The sequence below is a fragment of the Phyllobacterium trifolii genome (assembly GCF_014192095.1).
GTDB lineage: Bacteria > Pseudomonadota > Alphaproteobacteria > Rhizobiales > Rhizobiaceae > Phyllobacterium > Phyllobacterium trifolii.
Map to the genome: position 1 here is coordinate 1 of NZ_JACHXN010000013.1, position 22,940 is coordinate 22,940.

Here is a 22,940-nt window from a genome sequence, read left to right on the forward strand (position 1 = left end):
TTCTATCTTAGAATTGTGACTGGTCATAATGGGCACATTACCTCGCACACTTATTAAGTGGGAGATCCTGTCCGGATATTTATGGGGCCATTACAAAATACTTGAAAACCGCATCAACGGCCATGTTTCATAATTGACCACTGCGCCGTCCTAAATCTTCCTGACAAGGACTCTATTCGAAGCAGAGAGTTTATTTCCCCAAGAAATCGATTCAGTGAGGGCCAAAACCTCCAAGTGCACTCTACAGAGCAACTATGTCGACAAATTAGCGACCAACCGATGTTGGTTTTATACACTTGAATGGAAAAATTAAATGTGAAATCTAGTTAATTTTCAACGCGTTAGTTGGGAGAGTGGTGCTTTTATTGAATTGAATAAATCCACATAAAATCGTTTCGAATTGGGTGCATACATCTCACCCCTCCATCATCTCGCGCAGCACCATGCGCTTGAAATGCTCGACCAGCGCGTCACCCTCCTTGCGCTCAACCGAAATTGCAAGACGCATCGTCGCCTCGCCGAGCTGCATGATCAGAAAGCTCGATGCCTCCAGTTCGTCGCGGTCCGCCTTGGGATCGACCCGCGCCCGCGCCGCAGCGAGCACCGCGCCATTGATACGGCTGTCGGCAAGACTGATATCGCGCAGCGCCTTGTCCGCCTGCGTCCCCGACCAGATGTCGCGCATCACCGGCTCGGCGAGGAACATCGCGTAATAGACATCGATCAATTCGCCGAACGCCCGCCGCAAGCCTTCCCTGCCCTGCACATCCTGCAGCCCTTCCGCGATACATTGCTGGCCAAGCACATTGTAGCGCTCCGCCAGTGTCCGGATGATCGCGCCCTTGTCGGGAAAGTACTGGTAGAGCGAACCGATCGAAATCCCGGCCATCTCCGCCACGTCGCTCATGCGCATGGCATCGCTGCCGCTCTTCTCGATTAGCGTCGAGGCGCAGCTCAATATGCGCTCCACCCGCTCGCGGCTGCGTTTTTGTGTCGGCTCGCGCCGTACGCCCTCGATTGGTCCGACCTCATTCATGAGTATTCCTCACATTTCGCTTGACTCCTATAATATGAGGATTTATCACATTTGTAAATATGAGACTTACTCATGTTTAAGAGCCCGTTTAGAAAGTCGCTGCGGCGAGACATATGACGTGGTTTTCGAGAACCGGAGCACAGCGTACGTAAAGTACGTGAGCACCGGAAGCGCAGAAAATCGCGTCAGATGACCGCCGCAGTAGAGTTTCAAGACGGGATCCAAGAGGAGATTAAAATGACCACCTTCCGCACCTCGAAATTCCCCGTTCTGATCATTGGCGGCACCGGCAAAACCGGCCGCCGTGTCGCCGAACGTCTGACCGCGCAGGGTGTTCCCGTGCGCATCGACTCGCGCAGCGCCAGCCCCGCCTTCGATTGGGAAAATCCCGAAACCTGGGCACCCGCGCTCGAATGCGTCTCGGCCGCCTATATCACCTATTATCCCGATCTCGCCGCTCCAGGCGCTGCCGAAGCCATAGGCGATCTCGCCCGCCTCGCCACCCGGAAGGGCGTCAAGCGTCTCGTCCTCCTCTCCGGCCGCGGCGAGCCCGAAGCCCAGCGCGCCGAGCAGATGCTGCAAGCCTCCGGTGCCGATTGGACCATTGTCCGCGCCAGCTGGTTCATGCAGAACTTCAGCGAAAGCATGCTGCTTGGGCCGATCCTCGCCGGCGAGATGGCGCTGCCGGTCAGCACGGTGCGCGAACCCTTCATCCATGCCGATGATATCGCCGATATCGTCACCGCCGCGCTCACCGATGACCGCCATATCGGCCAGCTCTATGAGGTCACCGGCCCGCGCGCCTTGACCTTCGCCGAAGCCACGGCCGAGATTGCCAAGGCCACCGGGCGCCCTATAAATTACGCCACCATCAGCCCGGAGGAATTCATGCAAGGCCTCGAACAGGAACAGGTGCCCGCCGATATCGCCGCGCTCGTCAACGAGCTCTTCACCGTGGTGCTCGACGGGCGCAACGAATATCTGACCGACGGTGTCCGCGAGGCGCTCGGCCGCGCTCCCCGCGATTTCACCGCGTATGCCGGCGAAGCCGCCGCAACCGGCATCTGGGAGGGCGCGCAATGATCGCCCTCATGCCGCTTCTCACCCTCATTGCCGCGCTTGGCAGCGGCCTGATGGCCGGCTTGTTCTTCGCCTTCTCCAGTTTCATCATGACGGCGCTGGCAAAACTGCCGCCCGAACAGGGCATTGCCGCCATGAATTCGATCAATGTGACGATCCTCAATGCCACGTTTGGCCTCGCCTTCTTCGGCACGGCGCTGCTTTGCTTGGCCTCGGCATCGCCAGCGTCCTGCGCTGGGCGGAACCCGGGTCGGCATGGCTGCTCATCGGCAGCCTGCTCTACCTTGCCGGCGTCATCGTCGTCACCATGGCGTTCAACGTCCCGCTCAACGACGCGCTCGCAGCCGTCTCGCCAACGAGCCCCGAAGGCACCGCCCTGTGGACCCGCTATCTCGCCGAGTGGCTGCCGTGGAACCATGTCCGCACCTTCGCCAATATCGGCGCGCTCATCGCCTTCATCCTTGCTTATGGCAGGCAGGCCGCCTGAACCCCGCACAAGGCGCCTCGCCCCGCCTTGTGCAAAGCCCGGTCCTGATGCACACTCCGGCGCAAAATGCCAAGGAGCATCCCCATGTACCAGCCGCCGCATTTCCGCGAGGAAAGGCTCGAAATCCAGCACGCGCTCATCAAGGCGCATCCACTTGGCCTGTTGATCAACAGCGGCGAAGACGGCCCGAACGCCAATGCCATTCCCTTCCTGCTCGATGCAGGGGCTTCGCCGAAGGGCACGCTCTTCGCCCATGTCGCCCGCGCCAACCCGCAATGGCGCCAGCTCGCGAATGACGGCCGGGTGCTCATCGTCTTTCAAGGCCCGCAGACCTATGTGACGCCCTCCTGGTATGCGACCAAGCAGGAAACCGGCAAGGTCGTGCCCACATGGAACTATGCCATCGTACAGGTGCGCGGCACGGCGAAGATCATCGAGGATCGCGACTGGTTGCGAAACCACGTCTCCGCCCTCACCGCCCGCAACGAAGCGCCGCGCGCCGCGCCATGGGCGGTGGATGACGCCCCGGAAACCTATATCGACTCGCAGCTGAAAGGCATTGTCGGCATGGAGATCGAAATCGCCGAAATCGAGGGCAAGTGGAAGGTTAGCCAGAACCGCCCGGAAAACGACCGTACCGGCGTCGCGGACGGGCTCGAAGCCGATCAGCACACGACGGAGGCGCGCGCCATGGCCGAGTTGGTCCGGGCTGGCGGCACGAAGTCCTACTGACGCAGCGATTTAAACGCCGCCCGCAGCTCTGCGCTGAAAAGCTCCGGCTGTTCCCACGCGGCGAAGTGACCGCCCTTGTCGACCTCGTGGAAGTAGATCAGGTTGCGATAGGCGCGCCGGGCCCATGTCTCGGGGGCGCGATAGTTTTCGAAAGGAAATACCGTGATCGCCACCGGCAGCGCTATTTCGGACGTCATCTCGCCGGCCGATAGGGCCGGACTGCGGCCACCGCCATATTCCCAGTATAGCCGCCCAGAAGATGTCGCGCTGTTCGTCAGCCAGTACAGCGTGACGTCGTCCAGAACTTCATCGACAGATTTTTCCGGATCGTCGTTGCTGTATGTCCATCTGGAAAAGCCCGGATGGCCGAGCATCCATGCGGCGAGGCCGGCTGGCGAGTCCGTTATGGCATAGCCGACCGTCTGCGGCCGCGTGCCCATCATCGTCGCATAGGACCTGTTCCCCATTTTGCCAGCCGCGGCAAGCGCGTCGAATGTCTCGCGTTCCTTCTCGGTCAATCCCTCAGGCGCAGGCCCGCCGACGGCAAGCACTGCCGCAATCTCGGGCGGCACGATCGCCGGCAAGTTGATATGGATGCCGAGCAGACCTTCCGGAACCTGCCGCGCCATCGCGCTCGAGACCGGGGAGCCCCAGTCGCCGCCCTGGGCGACATAGCGCGTGTAGCCGAGGCGCTTCATCAGTTCTGCCCAGACCTTGGCGGTGCGGTCGGGCCCCCAACCGGTGCCCGTCGGCTTGCCCGAAAAGCCATAACCGGGCATCGACGGGATGATCACATCGAACGCATCCTCGGGCTGCCCGCCATGGGCGGTCGGATTCGTCAGCGGATCGATGATCTTGAGCTGCTCGAACACCGATCCCGGCCAGCCATGGGTAATGATCACAGGCAGGGCGTTCGGATGCTTCGAACGGACGTGGATGAAGTAGATATCGATCCCGTCGATCCTGGTGGTGAATTGCGGCAGGGCATTCACCCTGGCTTCAACCTTGCGCCAGTCGTAGTCGCTGCCCCAATATTCGACCAGCGGCTTGAGCTTGGCGAGCTGTATGCCCTGGGATTGATCAGTCACCGTCTCCGCGTCAGGCCAGCGCGTCTCCTGGATCCGGCGTTTGAGCTGGGTAAGCTCCTCCTCGGGCACGTGGATAGTGAACGGCGTTATCGATGTATCTTCGGCTGCCTGCGCATTTGCCTCGAGCACTGGCGGCGCACCGCCAATGCCGCTAGCAAAGAACCAAAGCGTGACTGCCGCAAGCGTCTTGATAAGTCTTGTCATCTGCATTCCCCCCTTTTGATCGGTGGACTACTCGGGATAAGTCTCGCCACCCTCCGGCGCCGCCTTGTGGTACAGGATAAATGTCAAGGGGTTGCCGGGCTCGCACGATACATCGCTGCGCAAGCCCGCCACCTCTCCAGCCACGCCGCTGGTGTACTCCGCAACCACCTCGCCGAAGCTGTTGCGCTGGATGGCTACCTTTTGTCCGGCTTCGACCTTGTCATTGAGCTTGACCAGATGCTCGACGAACCCACCCTCCGTTGCCAGAATCGGAAATGCGCTGTTGCCGACAAAAACACCCGCGTCCTTGCCGGTGCGTCCCATTGGTCCGGCAAGGATGCCATGATGCTTGAGAACGTTCATCGTGCCTTCCACGAACTGGGCGATCATTTCGAGGTCGAGGACACGCGCAGCGCCCACCTCCGGGCAAAAGGACGGGATGCCCGCATCGATGAACGCGTTATGCAGGACGCCGGGATAGGTGTGATTGTCGAAAATCTGCCCGACCGGATAAAGATCCACGATCGCCTTGATCTCGGGCACATCCATGCTGGCAATATTGAATGCGGAGACCTCGAAACCGGTTGTCCCGGTGTGGAAGTCGATCGCGACGTCGGCGTTGGGCCGGAAAAGCCGGTTGAACAGCAACCCGGCGTGCCGGCTGGTCGCGGTGGCACCGTTCTCGTTTCCGGGCCACACCCGGTTCATGTCGACGAGATCGGGACCCCTGCCCGAATTGGGCCATCTGCGCTGCATGGCCTCGATGGCCGGGCCAGACACGTCCGTGACCGCCATCACAGTGCCGGACATCTCCGCCGGATCGAGCTGGTTCATCACGGTGTGGACCGTATGCACTGAACTCATCTCGTCGCCATGCACGCCGCTGACCAGAACGACGCGCTTGCCCGGCTTTGCCCCCTTGGCGACAATCACAGACGCATACCGCTGCTGGCCCGTGGGCATCTGCACACCCTGAAAATACAGGAAATGCTTCTTGCCGGGCTCGAGGTCGTTGATGTCGAGCGTACTGACGACTTTCTTCCCCTGCACGACATCACCGGTATAGACGGTTGCCTGCGGCGCAGCCGGTGCTGCTGTGTCCTGGGCGTTCGCAGCGCCAGCGCTGGCGGCGAAGGCAGCCGACACGCCGACCGTGGCAATGGATGCGATCATGAAGTCGCGGCGATCGAGGCCTTCTTTAGGCTTGTCCGACATGATGGGAGGTCCTTTTGTGAATTGAAAAACCAAGGTTAGAAACAACGGCATGCACATCGGTCACAAAATTTCCGGCGACACGCCTGAACGTTTTCATGCAAATCCCCGACCGAGGCACAGACAGCTACCAAATTAGCCATGACCGTTTCTTGTAGCGCTCATCCTCCCCGGCGCAGCTACGGCGCTGCAATGCATGACAGACGGGACGCCCGGAAAATGCATGAAACAAGTGAACCCGCGTCAGGAGAAAACGGCAAGTACGTAACTGTTAAGTTGCGCTGGCCACGATGAGATTGAAGGCAAGTGGAAGGTTAGCCACAACCACCCGGAAAACGATCGCGCCAGCGTGAGAGATCGGCGCGAAACCGAGCGCAGGCAATGGAGTAGTTGGGCGGGGTGGTTGACGCGTGCGCGATCTGGAGTATCTGTGGATAGTGAGAGTCCCACCCAAGTGTTTACACTCTCGTTACGCGAAACACACTATCATACGATTCAACTTTGGCGTTTTTGACGGCAGTTCTAGCCTATGCTATCTCAATCATGTTCTTGTTTTGTCCTGCTATCGAGGTGACTTCTTGGAAACTCAACTGACCTCTCTAGAACTTTGCGCGGGTGCAGGTGGGCAAGCGAGTGGCTTGGAGATGGCTGGCTTCGGACACGAAGGCGTTGTTGAAATTGATCGAGATTGCTGCGTGACGCTTCAATTAAACCGGCCTAAATGGACGATCCATGAAGGTGATCTAAATCAATTTTCTGCAATCTCGTACAAAGGTATCGATTTGCTAGCAGGCGGGTTGCCTTGTCCGCCATTTTCTATCGCCGGCAAACAGCTTGGAGAAAAAGACGAACGCAATTTGTTTCCGTCTGCAATACGCGTCGTTGACGAAACAAGACCAAAAGCAATCATGATTGAGAACGTTAGGGGATTCTTGGGCGCGGTTTTTGAGGATTATCGCGGATTTATTCGTAACGAGCTAAAAAAACTCGGTTATGAAGCACATTGGCGGCTTTTAAACGCATCTGACTATGGCGTTCCTCAACTACGTCCGAGGGTCGTTATCGTCGCGCTAAGGGATGACATCAAAGATGGTTTTGAATGGCCGTCACCGACTCCTAACGATCCACCGACTGTTGGCGAGACGCTTATCGATCTTATGTCAATCAATGGATGGCGCGGCGCTCGCGCTTGGGCCAAACGCGCCAATGAGATTGCGCCGACTCTCGTCGGCGGTTCAAAAAAGCATGGCGGGCCGGATTTAGGGCCCACAAGAGCCCGGCGCGCGTGGGAAACTTTGGGCGTCAATGGAAAGTCACTTGCCGACTCCGCTCCGGAATCCGATTTTGTTGGTATGCCACGTTTAACTGTACGAATGGCTGCTCGTATCCAGGGATTTGATGATGGTTGGCAATTCCACGGGAAAAAGACGGCCGCGTACCGGCAAGTTGGCAATGCTTTTCCCCCGCCCGTGGCGCGAGCCGTGGCGACGAATTTGCGCGAGGCGATGCAGCGGCGCACCATTTTTTACATTCCGGCGCTAGCAAGCTAAATTTTAACCAGTCAATAACCATGTCCGCTAAAGATAGCGCACATGGTTTCGATTCCACTTTCCGTTGAACATCCTGATTATGCGCTTCTTGCGCCGATCGCTTTAGCGCTCGTGCGACATGCAGGTGACCAGGCTGCATTTTCAGTCGAAGTCCCGGCCCTCTTTAGGCAGGCAATTGACGAGGTAATCGATGCGCCGCGGACAAACCGCTTCACTCTCGACGAGACAGAAAAAACCGAAAAGACTTATCTCGGTACCAAAATCGAAATTCTCCTGCGAAATCATCTAAAGTTGGGTAAGGGCAATATTCTTGATCTCTCAGTTGATGGCTATGAAGTCGACATCAAGAACACTATGGGCATCAATTGGACGATTCCACTCGAAAGTTATGGCCACCCAGCTCTTTTGATACGCGTCAGTGAAAGAAAAGCTCTCTGTGACGTTGGGCTCATTGTTGTAAAAGATCAGTATCTAAATCGAGGAGCGAACCGCGATTCGAAACGGTCGATCGCAGCTGCCGCAATGACAAATATTTGGTGGCTGTTACGCAGCCACCCCTACCCGCCAAATTTTTGGGAGATCCTTCCCGTGGCCGATCGCCAGGCGATACTTTCGGCAGGCGGTGGAACGGCACGTATTGCGTCGCTATTCGAAAAGATACAACAGAGTCCAATTTCGCGTATCCAAGTTCAGGCTCTAGCTCAACAGCACGACTACATGAAACGTATTCGCCGGAATGGTGGTGCACGTGATGTTCTCGCTCCAAAGGGTATCGCTTTACTATGGGGACAACGTGATCGGAGCTTGATTCAGCAACTCGGACTCGGACCGGTTACCAGGGATCAATTTATATCCTTCAAGCCTTTAACCTTGGATCAAATTGACCTTTTACGGAAAGCGCGTCACATAGATTAAGTGGACAAACTAACCCCAGAACGTCGCAGCGCCAATATGGCGCGCATTAGAAGTCATGGTACGAAGCCAGAAATGGCCGTGCGGCAACTCGCTCACCGCCTTGGGTACCGCTACCAGCTGCACCGAAAAGATCTTCCTGGAACGCCTGATCTGGTATTCCCCGGGAGACGTGCAATAATCTTCGTACATGGCTGTTTTTGGCATCAGCACCCTGAACCAGCTTGCAAAGATTCTGCCTTACCAAAATCAAGGCCAGAATATTGGCTCCCGAAACTTCAACGAAATCAACAGCGTGATTCCCAAAATATGGACGCTCTAGTTCAAGACGGCTGGAGGGTCTTGATCATTTGGGAGTGTGAGACACACGACGAGGAAGAACTCGCTCAAACATTGCACTCGTTCTTGGCGTGATATCGGACGCATCCGTCCCACTCAACATATAGAGATCCCCCAGTAGCCTTTCCGCCAAAACCCCGTACATTGCTCCCTGGGGATACCATCGGTTGTATCGGTTCGTTGCGTTTGCGCCTTTCAACGCGCGCGACCAGCCCGAACAAAACCGTCTGGCGGGAGACACGCATGGTGTTGGGGATTTTTATCGGGTCCATTTTCGTCGGCGGAACGATTGCGCTGACCCTCACCTGCTATTTCCTCATGCGGTGGATGAGTGGCAATGAGCACGAGAACCATGAAAGGGACCTGGCAAGTTCGGTCGTCTTCCGTGTCTCCGCCTTGCATGGGCTTATCCTGGCGCTGGTTTTTGCGCAGGAAATGTTCAGCTACCAGCAACTCCGGCTGCAGACCGCCACCGAGGCTAATGCCATCGCCGACATCTATTTCGATGCCGGGCGCTATGGCGACACCGAGAAGGTGAAGATCCAGAAGGAGCTTTCGGACTATATCCGCGTCGTCATCGACAAGGAGTGGCGCGGGCTCGGCGAGACCAACCGGCTTTCGCCGGAAGCCTGGACACAGTGGGATGAAGCCTATCGCGCGATCCTCGATCTGGTGCCCACAAATCCGCGCCAGCAAAGCCTGCGCAATCACATGCTCGACCGGATTTACCTTGTCTCGGAAAGCCGCACCAAGCGCGAGAGTACCGTTGCCGATGCCCTCAGCGGCATATTCTGGTTCGCCGCCATTTCCGGGATGATCTTCATCGCGCTGGCCTATTATTCCTATCCGCCGACGCGCCGCAATGTCGTGCTGATCTCACTGTTCGGCGCCTATACCGGCGTTATCCTGTTTCTCATCTACGCCTTCTCCAACCCCTACATGCAGCCGGCGGAACTCAGCCCCGGCCCGTTCCTGCGGCTGCAGGAACAGATCGCGGCCTTGCCGCCGCCGGCGGGTTGAGCCCTCGCCGCATCGCGCATGATGTCAGTGCCGGATGCTGTGGCTTTGGTCGCGCGCCCTGTTGCTGCTGCGAAGCGTGCAATCATAATAGCCGGATGCACAGGACCGGGCCGGGTTCATGAAATAGTTTTCCACCCGCGTCTGCCAGCTGTTGCGCGAACTCGTGCTATTGCAGCCGGCAAGCATGGATAAGGCCACAAGGGCGGCAGCCAGTTTCACGATACCCATATCTGTCTCCTCTTGTGTGCAGGTCGGCCTTGCACCCGCTTTAGCATGGTTATCTCTCCCCTTGTGGGAGAGAAAGCGATTTCAGCATCTTAGCCCTTGCTAAGTGCTAGAAATCGCCAGAGAGGGGATTTGCTTCACTGAACTACCCCCTCTCTTGGATTTTCCAAGAATTTAGCAAAGAGGTTAAATCCAGGAAAATCCTTTCTCCCCCACAAGGGGGGAGATAAGCACCACGCCCCTCAAAAATCCTCCGCTTCCGGTATCCGCCCGAATGCGATCTTGGAGCCGATATAATTGCCCGGGCCGTTGTTCGGGCCAAGGTTGAGCGCCTTCGACCCATGCCGCACGCGTATCTTGTCGAGCACGTCCGACACGCGTTCCCACTGGCCACGTTGCCTCACACTCGCGCCGGTATCGAACAGGTCGCGGCTGGCCTCCTCTTCGGCCGAAAGGTCATGCAGCACCACCGTGACCGAGCTGATATTGCGCATCTCACCTGCTGCAATCATTTTCGCGTGCAAATCATTGAGACAATTCAGGAAAGTATGATCGTCGCGCGCCGGGCGGAACTGGCCCTCCAGCTTCACGCGGCTGTCGCGCCTGACGCCGACCGTATAGCTCATCGCCCCGGCGCGGTAATGCGAGCGGCGCAGGCGGCGGGCGGCGCTCAGGCTGAGCAGCCTTGCGCATTGCAGCACCTTTTCCGGCGCGCGCCAGTCCGGCGGCAGGTTGCGGCCGTGGCCGAACATGCGCTTGATCGTCTCCGGCTTTTCCACCGCATAGCCATGCAGCGCGGCGACGAAGCGCTCGCCTTCGACGCTGTTCCAGATGGCGCGGGCGTGCTTCGGCGCGAGGTCCCACAGGCACCTGATGTCGCTGACGCCAGCCTCGCCAAGGCGCGCCGTCATGCCTTTGGAGATGCCCGGCAGGTCGCGCAGTTCCAGATCGAACAGGCGGCCGGGCAGATCGGCGTGATCGAGCAGCACGAAGCCATCCGGCTTGTCCATTTCCGCTGCGATCTTGGCCAGAAGCTCATTGACAGAAATGCCGATCGAACAGGTGAGGATCGGGCCGATCTCATCATGCAAGGCGCGCTTGATCCGCGCTGCCAGACCCGACGCGTCGCGTGCCTCCGATTGCAACAGGTTGCAGGCGACCTCGTCGATGGAGCGGACGGCGGCGATAGGCACGCAGCGCTCGATCGTCTCAAGGATGCGATTATGCAACTTTACGTATATGTCCGGTCGTGCCTCGATGAAGACGATGTCCGGACATTTCTGCTTCGCCTCGGCAACGCTCGTCCCGGTCTTGATGCCGAACGGCTTCGCCTGGCGGCTGGCGGCGATGACACTCGTATGAGGCGAGTCCAGTGGCACCACTGCAACCGGGCGTCCCTGCAGCGCCGGATTGAGCTGTTGCTCGGCGCTGGCAAAGAAGCTGTCGAAATCCAGATAAAGCTTTTCGGTGTGGGTCGGTTTACGCATGGTTACAAGTTCTCAGCTGAGAACAAAACTAGAACATGGATCGCAAGAAATTGGAACAGGTATCTGCAAAAAATGAGGATAAGTTTCGCCGATTCTTATGCAAGAATCGTCGATTCTGGCGCAAGAATAATTGAAACTCACACAAGAATTTCGGGATCTCACACGGCTCTTGCGGCGTCGAGGATGCGAAATTGCGTCGTGGTCGAGCCGTTCCAGTGATTGAGCGCAAGGTTCCCCGCCACATGCAGCGACTGACCTAACTCCTTGAAAAGAAAGTCACCGAGCGCACTTCCAACCGCCCGAAACGCTATCGCATTGATGCGTTTGCCGTCCGCGCCCTCCAGCGTTGCCTTGACATGGCTCGTGCCGACCGTCCTCGCATCGACCAGCCTGTGATGTGGCAGAACCAGCACCGGTTGAGGGTGTCCGGAGCCAAAGGGACCCGCCCTTTCCATGGTCTCGTAGAGCGGCACGGTCGCCCCGGCAGCACTCAGCGCGCCATCGATGGCAAGCGAGGCGTTGCCACGCAGCTGGCCGACCATTTCGCTGGCGCTTTCTTCGAAAAACGCCCGTAAAGCGGCCATTTTACCACGTTCCACAGTGATTCCGGCTGCCATGGCATGACCACCGCCCTTGACGAGAAGCCCTTGTTCGACGGCATTTCGCACCAGTTTTCCGAGGTCGAAACCGTTGATCGAACGGCCCGAACCGCTCCCCGTACCATTGGCGTTGAAGGCGATCGCGAAGGCCGGTCGCCGCGTCCGCTCTTTCAGCCGTGCCGCGATCAGCCCGACGATGCCAGGGTGCCAATCATCGCTGGCTGTGACCAGAACCGCCGGTCCGGACCCGGCGGAGAGCTCGACCATCGCCTCGGCCTCTGCCTGTTCCAGCATGATGGTTTCCATCGCCTGGCGCTCCTGGTTCAGGCGGTCGAGTTCCTCGGCAATACGCATCGCTTCGTTCGGATCGTCGAGCGTCAGCAGCCTTGCACCCAGCCCGGCATCACCGATCCTCCCGCCAGCATTTATGCGCGGACCCACTAAGTATGCGAAATGAAAGGCGTTTAGCGGCTCGCCGATGCGCGACACCCGTGCCAGCGCCGAGAGGCCCGCATTCTGCTGAGCTCGTGCAACGAGTATCCCTTTGACGACGAAAGCGCGATTGAGCTCCTTCAGCGGCACCACATCGCACACGGTGGCGAGTGCCACGAGGTCAAGCAGTGACAGAAGGTCCGGGCCGAGAACGCCCAGGTTGACGTGCTGCTCGCGCAGTACCCGCGACGTCTGCACCAGTGTCAGGAAGACAACCCCGGCAGCGCAAAGATGGCCCTGCCCTGACAGATCATCCTCGCGATTGGGATTGACCACCGCATGGGCCGCGGCCGGCAGTTCGCCACCAACCTGATGGTGATCGAGCACCACCACATCCGCACCGGCGTTCTTGGCCGCCGTGATCGCCGCCGCGCTGTTTGTGCCGCAATCCACGGTGACGATCAGCGAGGCCTGCTGCGCCAGTTCCTGCATGGCGGCGGGATTAGGGCCGTACCCTTCAAAAATCCGGTCCGGGATGTAAATCCGGTTGGCAATGCCATAATGGGTTAGAAAACGCGACAGGATCGCCGAAGAACAGGCGCCATCCACGTCATAATCACCAAAAATGGCGATTTTCTCGCGGGCTGCGATCGCTCTGGCGATGCGCTCGGCGGCCTTGTTCATGTCGGTCAGCGAAGCAGGATCAGGCATGAGGCTCTTGATCGTCGGCTCCATGAAGGCAACCGCCTCGTCCAGCCCGACGCCCCGGCCTGCCAAAACCCGCGTCACCAAGTCCGGAAAACCGTGGTTTTGCGCCATCGCCAGCGCGATATTGGCTTCGCGTTGCCCCAGCCGGTCGATCCATTTCAGACCGGTTGCCGATTGTTCAACGCCGAGGAAAAGCCGTTCAGGAACCATCGCTCCGGTTAATCACTCGGCGGCATTGAATGCAATGCTTCGAAAGACCTATCCAACGGCTTTTGCTGGTGCTTACTCAGTTCCCAGGTGGCAGCGCGAGCGAACTCACGGTGGACGCCACAGACGACGCGAAGTCCGTAAGCTGGCGGTCGACGAGTTCCTTGGAACTCAGCCTGTAGTTGATGACTGGTTGGATGAGCAGATAGCGGCCAAGAACACCCGTAGCGCAGACCAAAAAATCATCCTTCTTCTGCGGATCGTCGGAACTGACACAGGCCATGGCCCGGTTGCCATAGCTAACGTTCGTCCGCTGCGCAATCTGGCCGGGTTGGGTACTATGATATTGAAAAGCCTGATCGAGAAGGCTGCGCACGACGGGATCGTCTGGTCCGTCCCTGACCGGATAGATACCAGGCACATTGCTGGCCCTTACACCATTAATCGACACGATGGCGCGCGCATCCAGCCCGCCATATTCGATTGTCGCACTGAAATTCTGCGGATCGCTGGTACGGCTGATTACGGTGAACGGGCCGGATGTGTCGGGTAGACTGATCAGAATATCCCCAGAACGATAACCTTGAATAAGGTCAGGATCGGCTTCCTGCGCATGGAGTGTCGAGAACTGTGTCGAGCCCACGGCCATCAACAACGCGCAACCGACTATTCTGTGCTGGATATTCATGGTTGTCCCGCCCGAATGAATTCCTCTCAGAGCAAAATAGCAAAAATACTGTCGTTCCAATAGGGTACAGAGACATTTGTCAGTAAACAGGCTTAAAATAAAACTACCGGCTCTTTCGAACCGGCAGTCGAGGCGGTCGGAACGATGTTCCTACTGGAACTTCGCCATATCCTGATGCTTCGCCTTAATTTCGCGGACTGTCTGCGAATGGGAACGCATGACTACGGTGTGGGTCTGAATGTAGTCCCGCGCAAATTTCACACCGGATAACATATTGCCGTCGGTAACACCCGTGGCGGCAAACAGCACGTCACCCTTGGCCATCTCCTCCATCGTGTAGATCTTCTTGGGATCGCTGATGCCCATCTTGGCAGCGCGGGCGATCTTGTCGTCGCTATTCAACTGCAGGCGCCCCTGCATCTGACCACCGATGCAACGCAAGGCAGCAGCTGCAAGGACGCCCTCCGGCGCACCGCCGATTCCGATGTAGATGTCGATGCCGGTTTCATCGGGATCGGTCGTGTGGATGACACCGGCCACGTCGCCATCGCCGATCAGGCGGATGGCGGCGCCGGTTGCGCGCACTTCCTCAATCAGCCGTGCATGACGCGGCCGATCCATGATGCATGCTGTGATTTCATTGATCGGCACGCCCTTGGCCTTGGCCACAGCCATGATGTTCTCGATGGCAGGCGCGTCGAGATTGATGATACCGGCGGGATAGCCGGGTCCGACAGCGATCTTTTCCATGTAGACATCGGGTGCGTAGAGAAGATTGCCCTTTTCGGCAATGGCGATAACGGCGAGCGAGTTGGGCAGATTCTTGGCGCAGATTGTCGTGCCTTCCAGTGGATCGAGCGCGATATCGACTTCCGGTCCATTGCGCGTACCGACTTCCTCGCCAATGTAGAGCATCGGCGCTTCGTCACGCTCGCCCTCGCCGATAACCACTGTACCTGCGATTGGCAGGCGATTGAGTTCCTGGCGCATCGCATCAACGGCCGCCTGATCCGCCGCCATCTCGTCGCCACGTCCGCGCAGACGTGCTGCAGCGACAGCAGCCCGCTCGGTTACGCGCACGAGTTCGAGCGTCAAAATGCGGTCGAGACCCGCTTCATTCTGGTCGTTGGTTTTCAGCATAGTAATCCCTGCGTTGGTGTGGACATGCCGCATTCCGGATGAATTCGGCCTTCCATAGCATTGCTATGCAAACCTTTTGTCAAAGTCGAAACGCAGCGGCAAGACCTTCAAGACAAGAAAACCGCCTTGCCGAAAAAGCTAATCGATTAAACGCGATAGGAGGCGTTTCTCCCAGCTTTACCCCGCCCGTTCGATACGGATCATCTGCGGTTTGTCGGTCGCATGCCCGTCTTTGACTATACCTTCGAGCGCCTTTTTCACCGCCGCCTCTGTCGTCTCGTGCGTCACGAGAATAACTGTTTTCGTAGCTTCCGGCTGGTCGGTGGCGCTCTGCCGCTGAACGATCGATTCCAGCGAAATGTCATTGTCGGCCATGCGTTTGGCAATGGCGGCGAACACACCGGCCCGGTCGTGCACGGTCAGGCGGATAAAGTAACCGCCCTCATGTGCACGCATCTTGGCGCGTTTGTACGGCGCGAGCGCTTTGGCCGGCGTTCCGAACACGGGCCCATGCTGGAAGCCCGGTCGGCTCTTTGCAATATCGGCGAGGTCGCCAATGACGGCGGACGCCGTTGCCGCACCACCCGCCCCAGGCCCGGATAGAAGCAATTCACCCAGGAGATCGGTCTCGATCGCGACCGCATTGGTGACACCGTGCACCTGTGCGATGACCGATTCGACCGGCACCATCGTTGGGTGCACGCGTTGCTCGATGCCACTCTCGGTCTTGAGCGCGACACCCAAAAGCTTGATGCGGTAGCCGAGTTCGTCGGCCGCCTTGATATCGGCCAGCGAGATATTGCTGATACCTTCGAGATAGATATCGTCCGCCGCAATCTGCGTACCGAAAGCAAGACTGGTCAGGATCGCAAGCTTGTGTGCCGTGTCGTTGCCTTCGATGTCGAAGGTCGGATCAGCTTCCGCATAGCCGAGGCGTTGCGCATCGGCGAGGCAATCCTCGAAGGAAATTCCCTCGTCCCACATCCTCGTCAGGATATAGTTGCAGGTGCCGTTCATGATGCCGTAAACGCGCGAAACCGTATTGCCTGTCAGGGATTCGCGTAACGCCTTGATCACCGGAATACCGCCAGCGACCGCCGCTTCGAAATTCAGGAGAACGCCCTTGTCTTCCGCGATTTTCGCAAGCGAGACGCCGTGCTTGGCAAGAAGGGCCTTGTTGGCGGTGACGACGTGACGACCGGACCGCAATGCGGCTTCGACCGAGGCACGCGCTGGCCCTTCGTCCCCGCCAATCAGTTCAATAAAGACGTCGATATTGTTGGACTTGGCCAACGCAACCGGATCATCGAACCAAGTTGCGGAAGAGAAATCGACGCCGCGGTCGCGCTTGGCGTCCCGCGCCGATACGGCGGTGACGATGATTTCCTTGCCGCACTGGCGAGTGAGCATTTCACCCTTGTCACGCAATATTTTCAAAACCGAGGCACCAACAGTACCCAGTCCGGCGATTCCCACGCGCAGCGCTTCACTCATTATTCAATTCCCTGAATTTTCATTGAGACGGCGCCGAGAGGCGCCGCGAATTTCAGTGCTGGAAGCGCCGCTCAGCGATGCGCATTCAACGAAATCACGTTATGCAATTTCTCTTCCGCGGTTGAAAGAAACCGCTTGAGATTGCGGGCGGCCTGCCGAATGCGATGCTCATTCTCAACAAGCGCGACGCGAATATAATCATCGCCATGCTCACCGAAGCCGATGCCAGGCGCGACGGCAACATCGGCATGTTCGATCAGGAGCTTGGAAAACTCCAGCGAACCGAGGCTGCGGAACTTTTCCGGGATAGGTGCCCAGGCGAACATGGTCGCAGCTGGTACGGGTATATCCCAGCCAGCACGGCCAAAGCTCTCCACCAGCACGTCACGGCGATGCCTGTAAACATTGCGAACCTCCGCAATATCCGAACCATCCCCGTTCAGCGCTGAGGCCGCAGCAACCTGGATTGGCGTGAACGCGCCATAATCGAGATAGGATTTGACGCGGGTCAGCGCCGAAATCAGCCGCTCGTTGCCGACCGCAAATCCCATGCGCCATCCGGGCATCGAGAAAGTCTTGGACATGGAGGTGAATTCAACCGCGACGTCGATCGCACCGGGAACCTGCAAGATGGAGGGAGGGGGCGCACCGTCGAAATAGATTTCCGAATAGGCCAGATCCGACAGAATGATGATCTCATTCTTGCGAGCAAACGCCACCACATCCTTGTAGAAATCCAGCGACGCAACATGCGCGGTCGGATTGGACGGATAGTTGAGAATCAGCGCCAAGGGTTTCGGAATGGAATGGCGGACACCGCGCTCCAATGCCGGAATGAATTGGTCATCGGGGAGTGCCGGGATCGAGCGAACGACGCCGCCCGACATGATGAAGCCGAAAGCATGAATGGGATAGGTCGGGTCCGGGCAAAGCACCACATCGCCGGGAGCGGTGATGGCCTGCGCCATATTGGCGAAGCCCTCCTTCGAGCCTAACGTCGCCACGACCTGCGTGTCGGGATTGAGCTTAACGCCGAACCGGCGGTCGTAATAGGCCGCCTGCGCGCGACGTAAACCCGGGATGCCCTTTGATGACGAATAACGATGCGTGCGCGGATCCTGGACGGCCTCGCACAGCTTGTCGACGATACTCTGCGGTGTCGGCAGATCCGGATTGCCCATGCCGAGATCGATAATGTCCGCACCCGCCGCTCGCGCGCTTGCCTTCAGGCGATTGACCTGTTCAAAAACGTAAGGTGGCAGGCGGCGAACTTTATGAAATTCTTCCATTGGGTTGGGTCCGGTTAAAAGGGTTCGTTATGGGCGTGCGCTATACACCGAAACGGCACGGGGGTCGAGCAATCATTGCGGGTATCTGGAAGGATAGCTCAGGTTTTGGGGGCGTGGATTTGCCGGATGGCAATGCTGCTGTGCGTGGTTCGATAAGCTCACCATGAGGGAAGTGGGTTGGTTACGCGGAGTGAAATTCTGCAACCTCGGCGATTGTCGTTGCAACTCTCTACCGTCCTCATGGTGAGCTTGTCGAACCACGCACAGCAGCATTGCCATCCGGACAAGAAGGTGGCTGCCAAACTTATCCGCGATTCGATCGAGTTTTGGCGGGCCGCAAGATCACTGAGGTGTGGAAGACGACTTCCCCTCGATCTCCTTCAGATCAGCTTCCTGCTGTTTTTTCAGGAGTTGCATTTCGGCCTGCCTGCGGGCGGCGACAGCGGGATCCGAGGACGGGCCAGCTTGTCCAGCCTTGGCGACCGAAAGCTTTGATCGCAGCGCATCCTTTTCCTGCGGCGTGAACTGCGTGGTCTCACCTTTTGGATCAGGTGTGAAATGGGGATAGGCACCGGTATTTACCGGCCCGGTCAGAGGCGAATTGGACATGGGCGCCGGGGGCGGACTGGCGCAGGCACCGAGGCCGGCAATGAGGATGGCGCCAACAGAGAAGCGCATAATGTTTTTGACCGAAATGTTCATTATGTGTCCTGACTGCGAAAAACGATTTCATCATTGCCGTAACAATTGCACGTTAGAGGGATAGCACCGATTTATGATATGATGTCAATATCGCGCATCGACGGGAGAAAGCGACTATATGGATAATCAAGGCGATAAGAGCGGCAAGGCCCCGAACCTTGATAATTATGTCGTCAAGGATCCGGAAGCCTTTGCGCGCAATGTCGCCCATATGATCGAGCAGGCCGGGAAAGCGGCTTCCGCCTGGGTCGAACCTCGCGAAAAAGGCCTGAAGCGTGACACGCTCGCCGACCCCGTCACGGACGTGGTGAAGACACTTTCCAAAGTTTCGGAATATTGGCTTTCCGAGCCGGCCCGGGCCCTTGAAGCGCAGACCAAACTTTTTTCCAGTTATATGGTGATCTGGTCGAATTCCATTCGCCGCATGAGCGGCGAAGAGGTGGAGGACATTGTCACGCCCGACAAGGGTGACAAGCGTTTTGCCGATGAGGACTGGGGCAAGAACGCCTTTTTCGATTTTCTCAAGCAGGCCTATCTCGTTACCGCACGTTGGGCGGGGGATCTCGTCGAAAACGCCGAAGGACTTGACGATCATACGCGGCACAAGGCGGCATTTTACGTCAAGCAAATCACCTCGGCGGCATCGCCGAGCAACTTTCTCCTGACCAATCCGGAGCTTTACAAGGAAACCGTCGCCAGCAACGGCGAAAATCTGGTTCGTGGCATGAAGATGCTGGCCGAAGACATTGTCGCCGGAGGCGGCGACCTTCGCCTGCGTCAGTCCGACCTTACGAAGTTTGCACTCGGCGACAATGTTGCCACCACTCCGGGCAAGGTTATCGCCCGCAGTGAAGTCGCGGAAATCATTCAGTATGAGCCAGCCACAAAAGAGGTATTCAAGCGCCCTCTCCTGATTTGCCCGCCATGGATCAACAAATTTTACATTCTCGACCTGAACCCCGAGAAATCCTTCATCAAATGGGCGGTGGAGCACGGCCACACGGTGTTCGTGATTTCATGGGTCAATCCCGACCACCGCCACGCCATGAAGGACTGGACAGCCTATATCAATGAAGGCCTGCGTTTTGGGCTCGATACGGTCGAGAAAGCCACGGGCGAAAAGGCCGTAAACGCCATCGGTTACTGTGTTGGCGGAACACTCTTGAGCGCTGCCCTCGCCCTCTTCGCCAAAGAAGGTGAAGAGCGAATCAAGAGCGCCACCCTCTTTACGACGCAGGTGGATTTCACCCATGCCGGCGATCTCAAGGTCTTCGTTGACGAAGATCAAATCCGGGCGCTGGAAAAGGCGATGTCGGCGGAAGGCTATCTGGACGGAACGCGCATGGCGACGGCGTTCAACATGCTCCGCTCCGGCGACCTGATTTGGCCCTATGTCGTCAACAACTATATGCGCGGCCGTGATCCCGTGCCGTTCGACCTGCTTTACTGGAATGCCGATGCCACAAGGATGAGCGCGGCAAACCATTCCTACTATCTGCGCAATTGTTATCTCGACAACAATCTGGTGCGCGGCATGATGAAGCTCGCTGGAGAGAGCCTCTCGCTCGCCGATGTCAAAATCCCGATCTATAATCTCGCGGCCAAGGAAGATCATATCGCTCCCGCACTTTCCGTGTTCACGGGCTGCCGTTATTTCGGCGGGGATATCACCTATGTCATGTCGGGCTCAGGTCATATAGCGGGCGTCGTCAATCCGCCTGCCAAGAACAAGTATCAATATTGGACGGGCGGCAAGCCAGTCGGTGCATTCGACGAATGGCTGGCAAAGGCGAAAGAACATCCCGGTTCCTGGTGGAATCATTGGGAGAAATGGATCGAAGCGCAGGATGGCACACGCGTTCCCGCACGCAAACCGGGCGAAAATCATATGGAGATTCTCGGCGAAGCGCCCGGAACATATGTCCGCGTGCGTGTTTAAATCGTTCGATTTGTGACCGTGGAAAACCCTAACGACAATGGCGAGAAAGTGGCCAATCACGTTTTCGCCTCATTCTACCTATACTTGAAGCCTTGTGCAGATGATAAAAGTTCATTAACTCTGGCGACTCTCTGCCGGTGTTATTTGCACTTCAATAGAACTTCGCGAGCTTTCTGCTCTTATAAAAGCGGACCGGACTGAACACTACACGGCCGGAAAAGACGAGACGGGGGAATCGTTGAAATTACTGCCAGCTTCAGTTTATGCCCTTCGGGCTAGTACGGTTGCATGCGTCATTGTGCTTTCCGCCATGGCGGCTACATCGTGTACCTCGACGGTCTCAAGCCCCGGAGCAACTGCTGCCCTGGCTCCCTCCAGCGATGCCACAACACACACAACTGAGAGCGCGATGCCGTCCGGCGGCACCCAAGCGATAACCCCCGAAGCACTGGCTCTGGCCGGAAGCACTGAGCCGAATGCTCTTCAGGCCATAAATCAAACCGCCAAACCTGCGAATGGTAAGGCGTTGCCGGTAACGACCGCTGCCGAAGCGCAGAAAGGCTCAGAACAGCAAACCGCGGCCACAGCTACTCCGACACAGTCACAAGCCCCCGTCAAAACATCACTTTTTGGTTCGAGCACTCCTGCCAGTACAGAAGAGACGCAGGTTGCAAGCGCGGCAACCGCTGCAGCGCCCGTCAAGACATCGCTGTTTGGCAATCCGATGCGTGGCGAAGGCAACATTCAACCGAAAAAAACACCGCAGCAAGCTGCCGAAGTTCCGGCGGCTGACGCAGACAAGACCGCCGCCAAAGCCGATGACGCTCCTGCCTCCCCGGAGCAAGGCATCGCGACTGAAACCACACGTCCGGCGACGGCAGCAAAGAACAATGGCGCGCTTATGCGGCTGTTCTCCAATAATCTGTCGAAGCCAGCCGGAAAGCGCCTGGTCGCGGTTATCGAACCGAAATCGCAACCCAAACTGCGCGCAGTCGATACGTCGTCTCACGCAACATCGCCGCTCCCCGCTGCCAGCTCATTCACCGGCCAGACCCAGTATGTATCATCCTCGCTGCCTGGCGTGCGGCCCAACGCGGGCATCCAGATCATGCAGCGCGACAGTCTTTATGACGATGACGATGTTGAAGCCGCAGCAGCTCCAGTGATTCTTGCCTCGGCCGCGGGCCTCGCCCGTCTCGCGCCGAACGGTCTCAAGGTTCAGCGCGAAAACGTTCAGGTTGCCTGCCTGAAGCCGCAGCTCGTTGGTATACTGAAAGCGATCGAACGCAGATACGGGAAGTCCGTGATCGTGACGTCGGGCTATCGCAGCCCGCCCTACAACCGGCTTGTCAATGGCGCGAAGGCGTCGCTGCACATGTCCTGCGCTGCCGCGGACATACAAATTCCCGGGGTTTCCAAGTGGGAATTGGCCAATTTTGCCCGCTCGATGTCCGGACGGGGCGGTGTCGGTACCTATTGTCACACCGAATCAGTTCACGTCGATATTGGACCAACACGGGATTGGAACTGGCGCTGTTCACGCAGGGCCGGCTGAGTTGCCAGCACAAAATGCTGTCCCTCGCAGGGTGGTACAGCACCAATGCTGGTTGATCGACGGCACAAACTTCACTTTTTCGAAAAAAGAACGCTTTATGGGCTTGCGGCGCAAAAACTGTTTCACTATAAGCCGCTTAACCGAGCGGCGCCCATCGTCTAGCGGTTAGGACGGCGCCCTTTCACGGCGCAAACAGGGGTTCGATTCCCCTTGGGCGTACCAGGTTTTCTCTCGAAAATTCAATTGCTTGCCTGCAAGAGCTCTCATCTTGGGATGTTTGCCTGCAACAGAAAACGGCCAACTCCGGGTGAGCTGGCCGTCTGGTGTTGTCTTGCTGCAGCCTAGTTGGCAGGCGCTGGTTTTGCGGGATCCGGGGCGGGTGTAGCTGGTGCCGGAGCAGGTGCTGCCGGTTCAGATGTCGTCGCGGGCGGCGTGGTATTGCCTTCAGATGGCTTGTTGTCACAGGCTGTTAAACCAAGTGCAGCGAGAGCAACAAACGGTAGGAAAAACTTGAGTTTCATCATGTCTCCTCCTGATGAGTTTCGTCCCTTTGCGTAGCATGTGACACTCTTGCTGATTAGAACAGCCCGGTTCTTTCAAGCTTTGTCACCGCCTGTTAGACAAAGTTATGAGACCCGAATCGGCAGCTGACCTATTATCTCGGTACTGCCACATTGATTTGCGGCAGCAGGGTCCAGTTAGACCTCCAAGCTGGCCCGATTCTCCCACCCCAGAGCAAACTCAACCTGCCTTTCAGAGGCAGGTTTTTTTATACGCGGTACCGGGATGTTGTCGCAGTCCGTCATCTCGGTTAC

At 57.7% G+C, this 22,940-nt stretch carries 21 protein-coding genes and 1 tRNA gene; 10 read left to right on the forward strand and 12 right to left on the reverse strand.

The genetic code is table 11. The annotated features are described in order from the left end of the window. Nucleotides 1–415: 415 nt before the first annotated feature. The gene (locus FHS21_RS18845) at nt 416–1,036 is read right to left on the reverse strand and encodes a TetR/AcrR family transcriptional regulator (RefSeq protein WP_112530410.1); all 621 of its coding nucleotides are present in this window, start codon (nt 1,034–1,036) and stop codon (nt 416–418) included. 237 nt (nt 1,037–1,273) lie between these two features. On the opposite strand from FHS21_RS18845, the gene FHS21_RS18850 reads away from it, so the two are divergent. From FHS21_RS18850 to FHS21_RS18860, 3 genes are all read left to right on the forward strand, one after another. Then, the gene (locus FHS21_RS18850) at nt 1,274–2,119 is read left to right on the forward strand and encodes an NmrA family NAD(P)-binding protein (RefSeq protein WP_183663680.1); all 846 of its coding nucleotides are present in this window, start codon (nt 1,274–1,276) and stop codon (nt 2,117–2,119) included. A gap of 199 nt (nt 2,120–2,318) precedes the next feature. Next, nucleotides 2,319–2,603, forward strand: coding sequence for an anthrone oxygenase family protein (locus FHS21_RS31565; RefSeq protein WP_376772148.1), 285 nt, complete (start codon nt 2,319–2,321; stop codon nt 2,601–2,603). A gap of 84 nt (nt 2,604–2,687) precedes the next feature. Further along, nucleotides 2,688–3,335 (forward strand): FMN-binding negative transcriptional regulator, encoded by a 648-nt coding sequence (locus FHS21_RS18860; RefSeq protein ID WP_112530406.1) that lies wholly within the window; start codon nt 2,688–2,690, stop codon nt 3,333–3,335. On the opposite strand, the gene FHS21_RS18865 is transcribed toward FHS21_RS18860, so the two are convergent. Beyond that, nucleotides 3,329–4,627 (reverse strand): epoxide hydrolase family protein, encoded by a 1,299-nt coding sequence (locus FHS21_RS18865; RefSeq protein ID WP_246411101.1) that lies wholly within the window; start codon nt 4,625–4,627, stop codon nt 3,329–3,331. The two genes, FHS21_RS18860 and FHS21_RS18865, sit on opposite strands and share 7 nt — an antisense overlap. 27 nt (nt 4,628–4,654) lie before the next feature. Next, complete coding sequence (locus FHS21_RS18870; protein WP_112530438.1) at nt 4,655–5,842, reverse strand: M14 family metallopeptidase; 1,188 nt, start codon at nt 5,840–5,842, stop codon at nt 4,655–4,657. 575 nt (nt 5,843–6,417) lie between these two features. Here FHS21_RS18870 and FHS21_RS18875 point away from each other — a divergent pair. The 4 genes from FHS21_RS18875 to FHS21_RS18890 all read left to right on the forward strand — a co-directional run bounded on the left by FHS21_RS18875 (nt 6,418) and on the right by FHS21_RS18890 (nt 9,660). After that, a complete protein-coding gene (locus tag FHS21_RS18875; protein WP_246411102.1) occupies nt 6,418–7,389 on the forward strand; it encodes a DNA cytosine methyltransferase in 972 nt (323 codons plus the stop codon). Between the two features lie 42 nt (nt 7,390–7,431). After that, nucleotides 7,432–8,304, forward strand: coding sequence for a NaeI family type II restriction endonuclease (locus FHS21_RS18880; RefSeq protein WP_112530403.1), 873 nt, complete (start codon nt 7,432–7,434; stop codon nt 8,302–8,304). Further along, on the forward strand, nt 8,305–8,715 hold the full coding sequence (locus tag FHS21_RS18885; protein WP_112530401.1) for a very short patch repair endonuclease: 411 nt from the start codon (nt 8,305–8,307) through the stop codon (nt 8,713–8,715). 168 nt (nt 8,716–8,883) lie between these two features. After that, entirely contained in the window at nt 8,884–9,660 is a 777-nt protein-coding gene (locus FHS21_RS18890) for a bestrophin-like domain (protein WP_112530399.1), read from the forward strand. 24 nt (nt 9,661–9,684) lie between these two features. Here the strand turns inward: FHS21_RS18890 and FHS21_RS18895 are convergent, their stop codons facing one another. The 8 genes from FHS21_RS18895 to FHS21_RS18930 form a co-directional block, all read right to left on the reverse strand. Further along, nucleotides 9,685–9,888 (reverse strand): hypothetical protein, encoded by a 204-nt coding sequence (locus FHS21_RS18895; protein ID WP_112530397.1) that lies wholly within the window; start codon nt 9,886–9,888, stop codon nt 9,685–9,687. Nucleotides 9,889–10,127: 239 nt separating this feature from the next. Then, the gene (locus tag FHS21_RS18900; RefSeq protein ID WP_112530395.1) at nt 10,128–11,372 is read right to left on the reverse strand and encodes a Y-family DNA polymerase; all 1,245 of its coding nucleotides are present in this window, start codon (nt 11,370–11,372) and stop codon (nt 10,128–10,130) included. A 158-nt stretch (nt 11,373–11,530) separates the two neighbouring features. Beyond that, on the reverse strand, nt 11,531–13,321 hold the full coding sequence (recJ, locus tag FHS21_RS18905; RefSeq protein WP_112551603.1) for a single-stranded-DNA-specific exonuclease RecJ: 1,791 nt from the start codon (nt 13,319–13,321) through the stop codon (nt 11,531–11,533). 76 nt (nt 13,322–13,397) lie between these two features. Continuing rightward, a complete protein-coding gene (locus FHS21_RS18910; RefSeq protein WP_112530391.1) occupies nt 13,398–14,006 on the reverse strand; it encodes a hypothetical protein in 609 nt (202 codons plus the stop codon). Nucleotides 14,007–14,156: 150 nt separating this feature from the next. Further along, nucleotides 14,157–15,146 (reverse strand): class II fructose-bisphosphatase, encoded by a 990-nt coding sequence (gene glpX, locus FHS21_RS18915; protein WP_112530389.1) that lies wholly within the window; start codon nt 15,144–15,146, stop codon nt 14,157–14,159. 177 nt (nt 15,147–15,323) lie between these two features. Further along, nucleotides 15,324–16,640, reverse strand: coding sequence for a homoserine dehydrogenase (locus FHS21_RS18920; RefSeq protein WP_112530387.1), 1,317 nt, complete (start codon nt 16,638–16,640; stop codon nt 15,324–15,326). A gap of 71 nt (nt 16,641–16,711) precedes the next feature. Beyond that, nucleotides 16,712–17,929 (reverse strand): LL-diaminopimelate aminotransferase, encoded by a 1,218-nt coding sequence (locus FHS21_RS18925; protein WP_112530385.1) that lies wholly within the window; start codon nt 17,927–17,929, stop codon nt 16,712–16,714. A 342-nt stretch (nt 17,930–18,271) separates the two neighbouring features. Further along, nucleotides 18,272–18,631 carry a hypothetical protein gene (locus FHS21_RS18930; protein ID WP_112530383.1) on the reverse strand — a complete coding sequence of 120 codons (360 nt, stop codon included), beginning with the start codon at nt 18,629–18,631 and terminating at the stop codon, nt 18,272–18,274. Between the two features lie 118 nt (nt 18,632–18,749). Between FHS21_RS18930 and phaC the strand changes: the two genes are divergently transcribed. The 3 genes from phaC to FHS21_RS18945 all read left to right on the forward strand — a co-directional run bounded on the left by phaC (nt 18,750) and on the right by FHS21_RS18945 (nt 22,347). Continuing rightward, entirely contained in the window at nt 18,750–20,570 is a 1,821-nt protein-coding gene (gene phaC, locus FHS21_RS18935) for a class I poly(R)-hydroxyalkanoic acid synthase (RefSeq protein ID WP_112530381.1), read from the forward strand. A 238-nt stretch (nt 20,571–20,808) separates the two neighbouring features. Then, the gene (locus FHS21_RS18940) at nt 20,809–22,125 is read left to right on the forward strand and encodes a D-Ala-D-Ala carboxypeptidase family metallohydrolase (RefSeq protein WP_246411103.1); all 1,317 of its coding nucleotides are present in this window, start codon (nt 20,809–20,811) and stop codon (nt 22,123–22,125) included. 147 nt (nt 22,126–22,272) lie between these two features. Then, a tRNA-Glu gene (locus FHS21_RS18945) sits at nt 22,273–22,347 on the forward strand. A gap of 119 nt (nt 22,348–22,466) precedes the next feature. On the opposite strand, the gene FHS21_RS18950 is transcribed toward FHS21_RS18945, so the two are convergent. Further along, complete coding sequence (locus FHS21_RS18950) at nt 22,467–22,649, reverse strand: hypothetical protein (RefSeq protein WP_183663682.1); 183 nt, start codon at nt 22,647–22,649, stop codon at nt 22,467–22,469. Nucleotides 22,650–22,940 lie beyond the last annotated feature (291 nt).

What these genes read in the sequence shown, in the direction of transcription:
- FHS21_RS18845 (WP_112530410.1), bottom strand. Translation starts at nt 1,036, where the DNA reads ATGAATGAGGTCGGACCAATCGAGGGCGTACGGCGCGAGCCGACACAA.
- FHS21_RS18850 (WP_183663680.1), top strand. Translation starts at nt 1,274, where the DNA reads ATGACCACCTTCCGCACCTCGAAATTCCCCGTTCTGATCATTGGCGGC.
- FHS21_RS18860 (WP_112530406.1), top strand. Translation starts at nt 2,688, where the DNA reads ATGTACCAGCCGCCGCATTTCCGCGAGGAAAGGCTCGAAATCCAGCAC.
- FHS21_RS18865 (WP_246411101.1), bottom strand. Translation starts at nt 4,627, where the DNA reads ATGACAAGACTTATCAAGACGCTTGCGGCAGTCACGCTTTGGTTCTTT.
- FHS21_RS18870 (WP_112530438.1), bottom strand. Translation starts at nt 5,842, where the DNA reads ATGTCGGACAAGCCTAAAGAAGGCCTCGATCGCCGCGACTTCATGATC.
- FHS21_RS18880 (WP_112530403.1), top strand. Translation starts at nt 7,432, where the DNA reads ATGGTTTCGATTCCACTTTCCGTTGAACATCCTGATTATGCGCTTCTT.
- FHS21_RS18890 (WP_112530399.1), top strand. Translation starts at nt 8,884, where the DNA reads ATGGTGTTGGGGATTTTTATCGGGTCCATTTTCGTCGGCGGAACGATT.
- FHS21_RS18895 (WP_112530397.1), bottom strand. Translation starts at nt 9,888, where the DNA reads ATGGGTATCGTGAAACTGGCTGCCGCCCTTGTGGCCTTATCCATGCTT.
- FHS21_RS18900 (WP_112530395.1), bottom strand. Translation starts at nt 11,372, where the DNA reads ATGCGTAAACCGACCCACACCGAAAAGCTTTATCTGGATTTCGACAGC.
- recJ (WP_112551603.1), bottom strand. Translation starts at nt 13,321, where the DNA reads ATGGTTCCTGAACGGCTTTTCCTCGGCGTTGAACAATCGGCAACCGGT.
- FHS21_RS18910 (WP_112530391.1), bottom strand. Translation starts at nt 14,006, where the DNA reads ATGAATATCCAGCACAGAATAGTCGGTTGCGCGTTGTTGATGGCCGTG.
- glpX (WP_112530389.1), bottom strand. Translation starts at nt 15,146, where the DNA reads ATGCTGAAAACCAACGACCAGAATGAAGCGGGTCTCGACCGCATTTTG.
- FHS21_RS18920 (WP_112530387.1), bottom strand. Translation starts at nt 16,640, where the DNA reads ATGAGTGAAGCGCTGCGCGTGGGAATCGCCGGACTGGGTACTGTTGGT.
- FHS21_RS18925 (WP_112530385.1), bottom strand. Translation starts at nt 17,929, where the DNA reads ATGGAAGAATTTCATAAAGTTCGCCGCCTGCCACCTTACGTTTTTGAA.
- FHS21_RS18930 (WP_112530383.1), bottom strand. Translation starts at nt 18,631, where the DNA reads ATGAACATTTCGGTCAAAAACATTATGCGCTTCTCTGTTGGCGCCATC.
- phaC (WP_112530381.1), top strand. Translation starts at nt 18,750, where the DNA reads ATGGATAATCAAGGCGATAAGAGCGGCAAGGCCCCGAACCTTGATAAT.
- FHS21_RS18950 (WP_183663682.1), bottom strand. Translation starts at nt 22,649, where the DNA reads ATGATGAAACTCAAGTTTTTCCTACCGTTTGTTGCTCTCGCTGCACTT.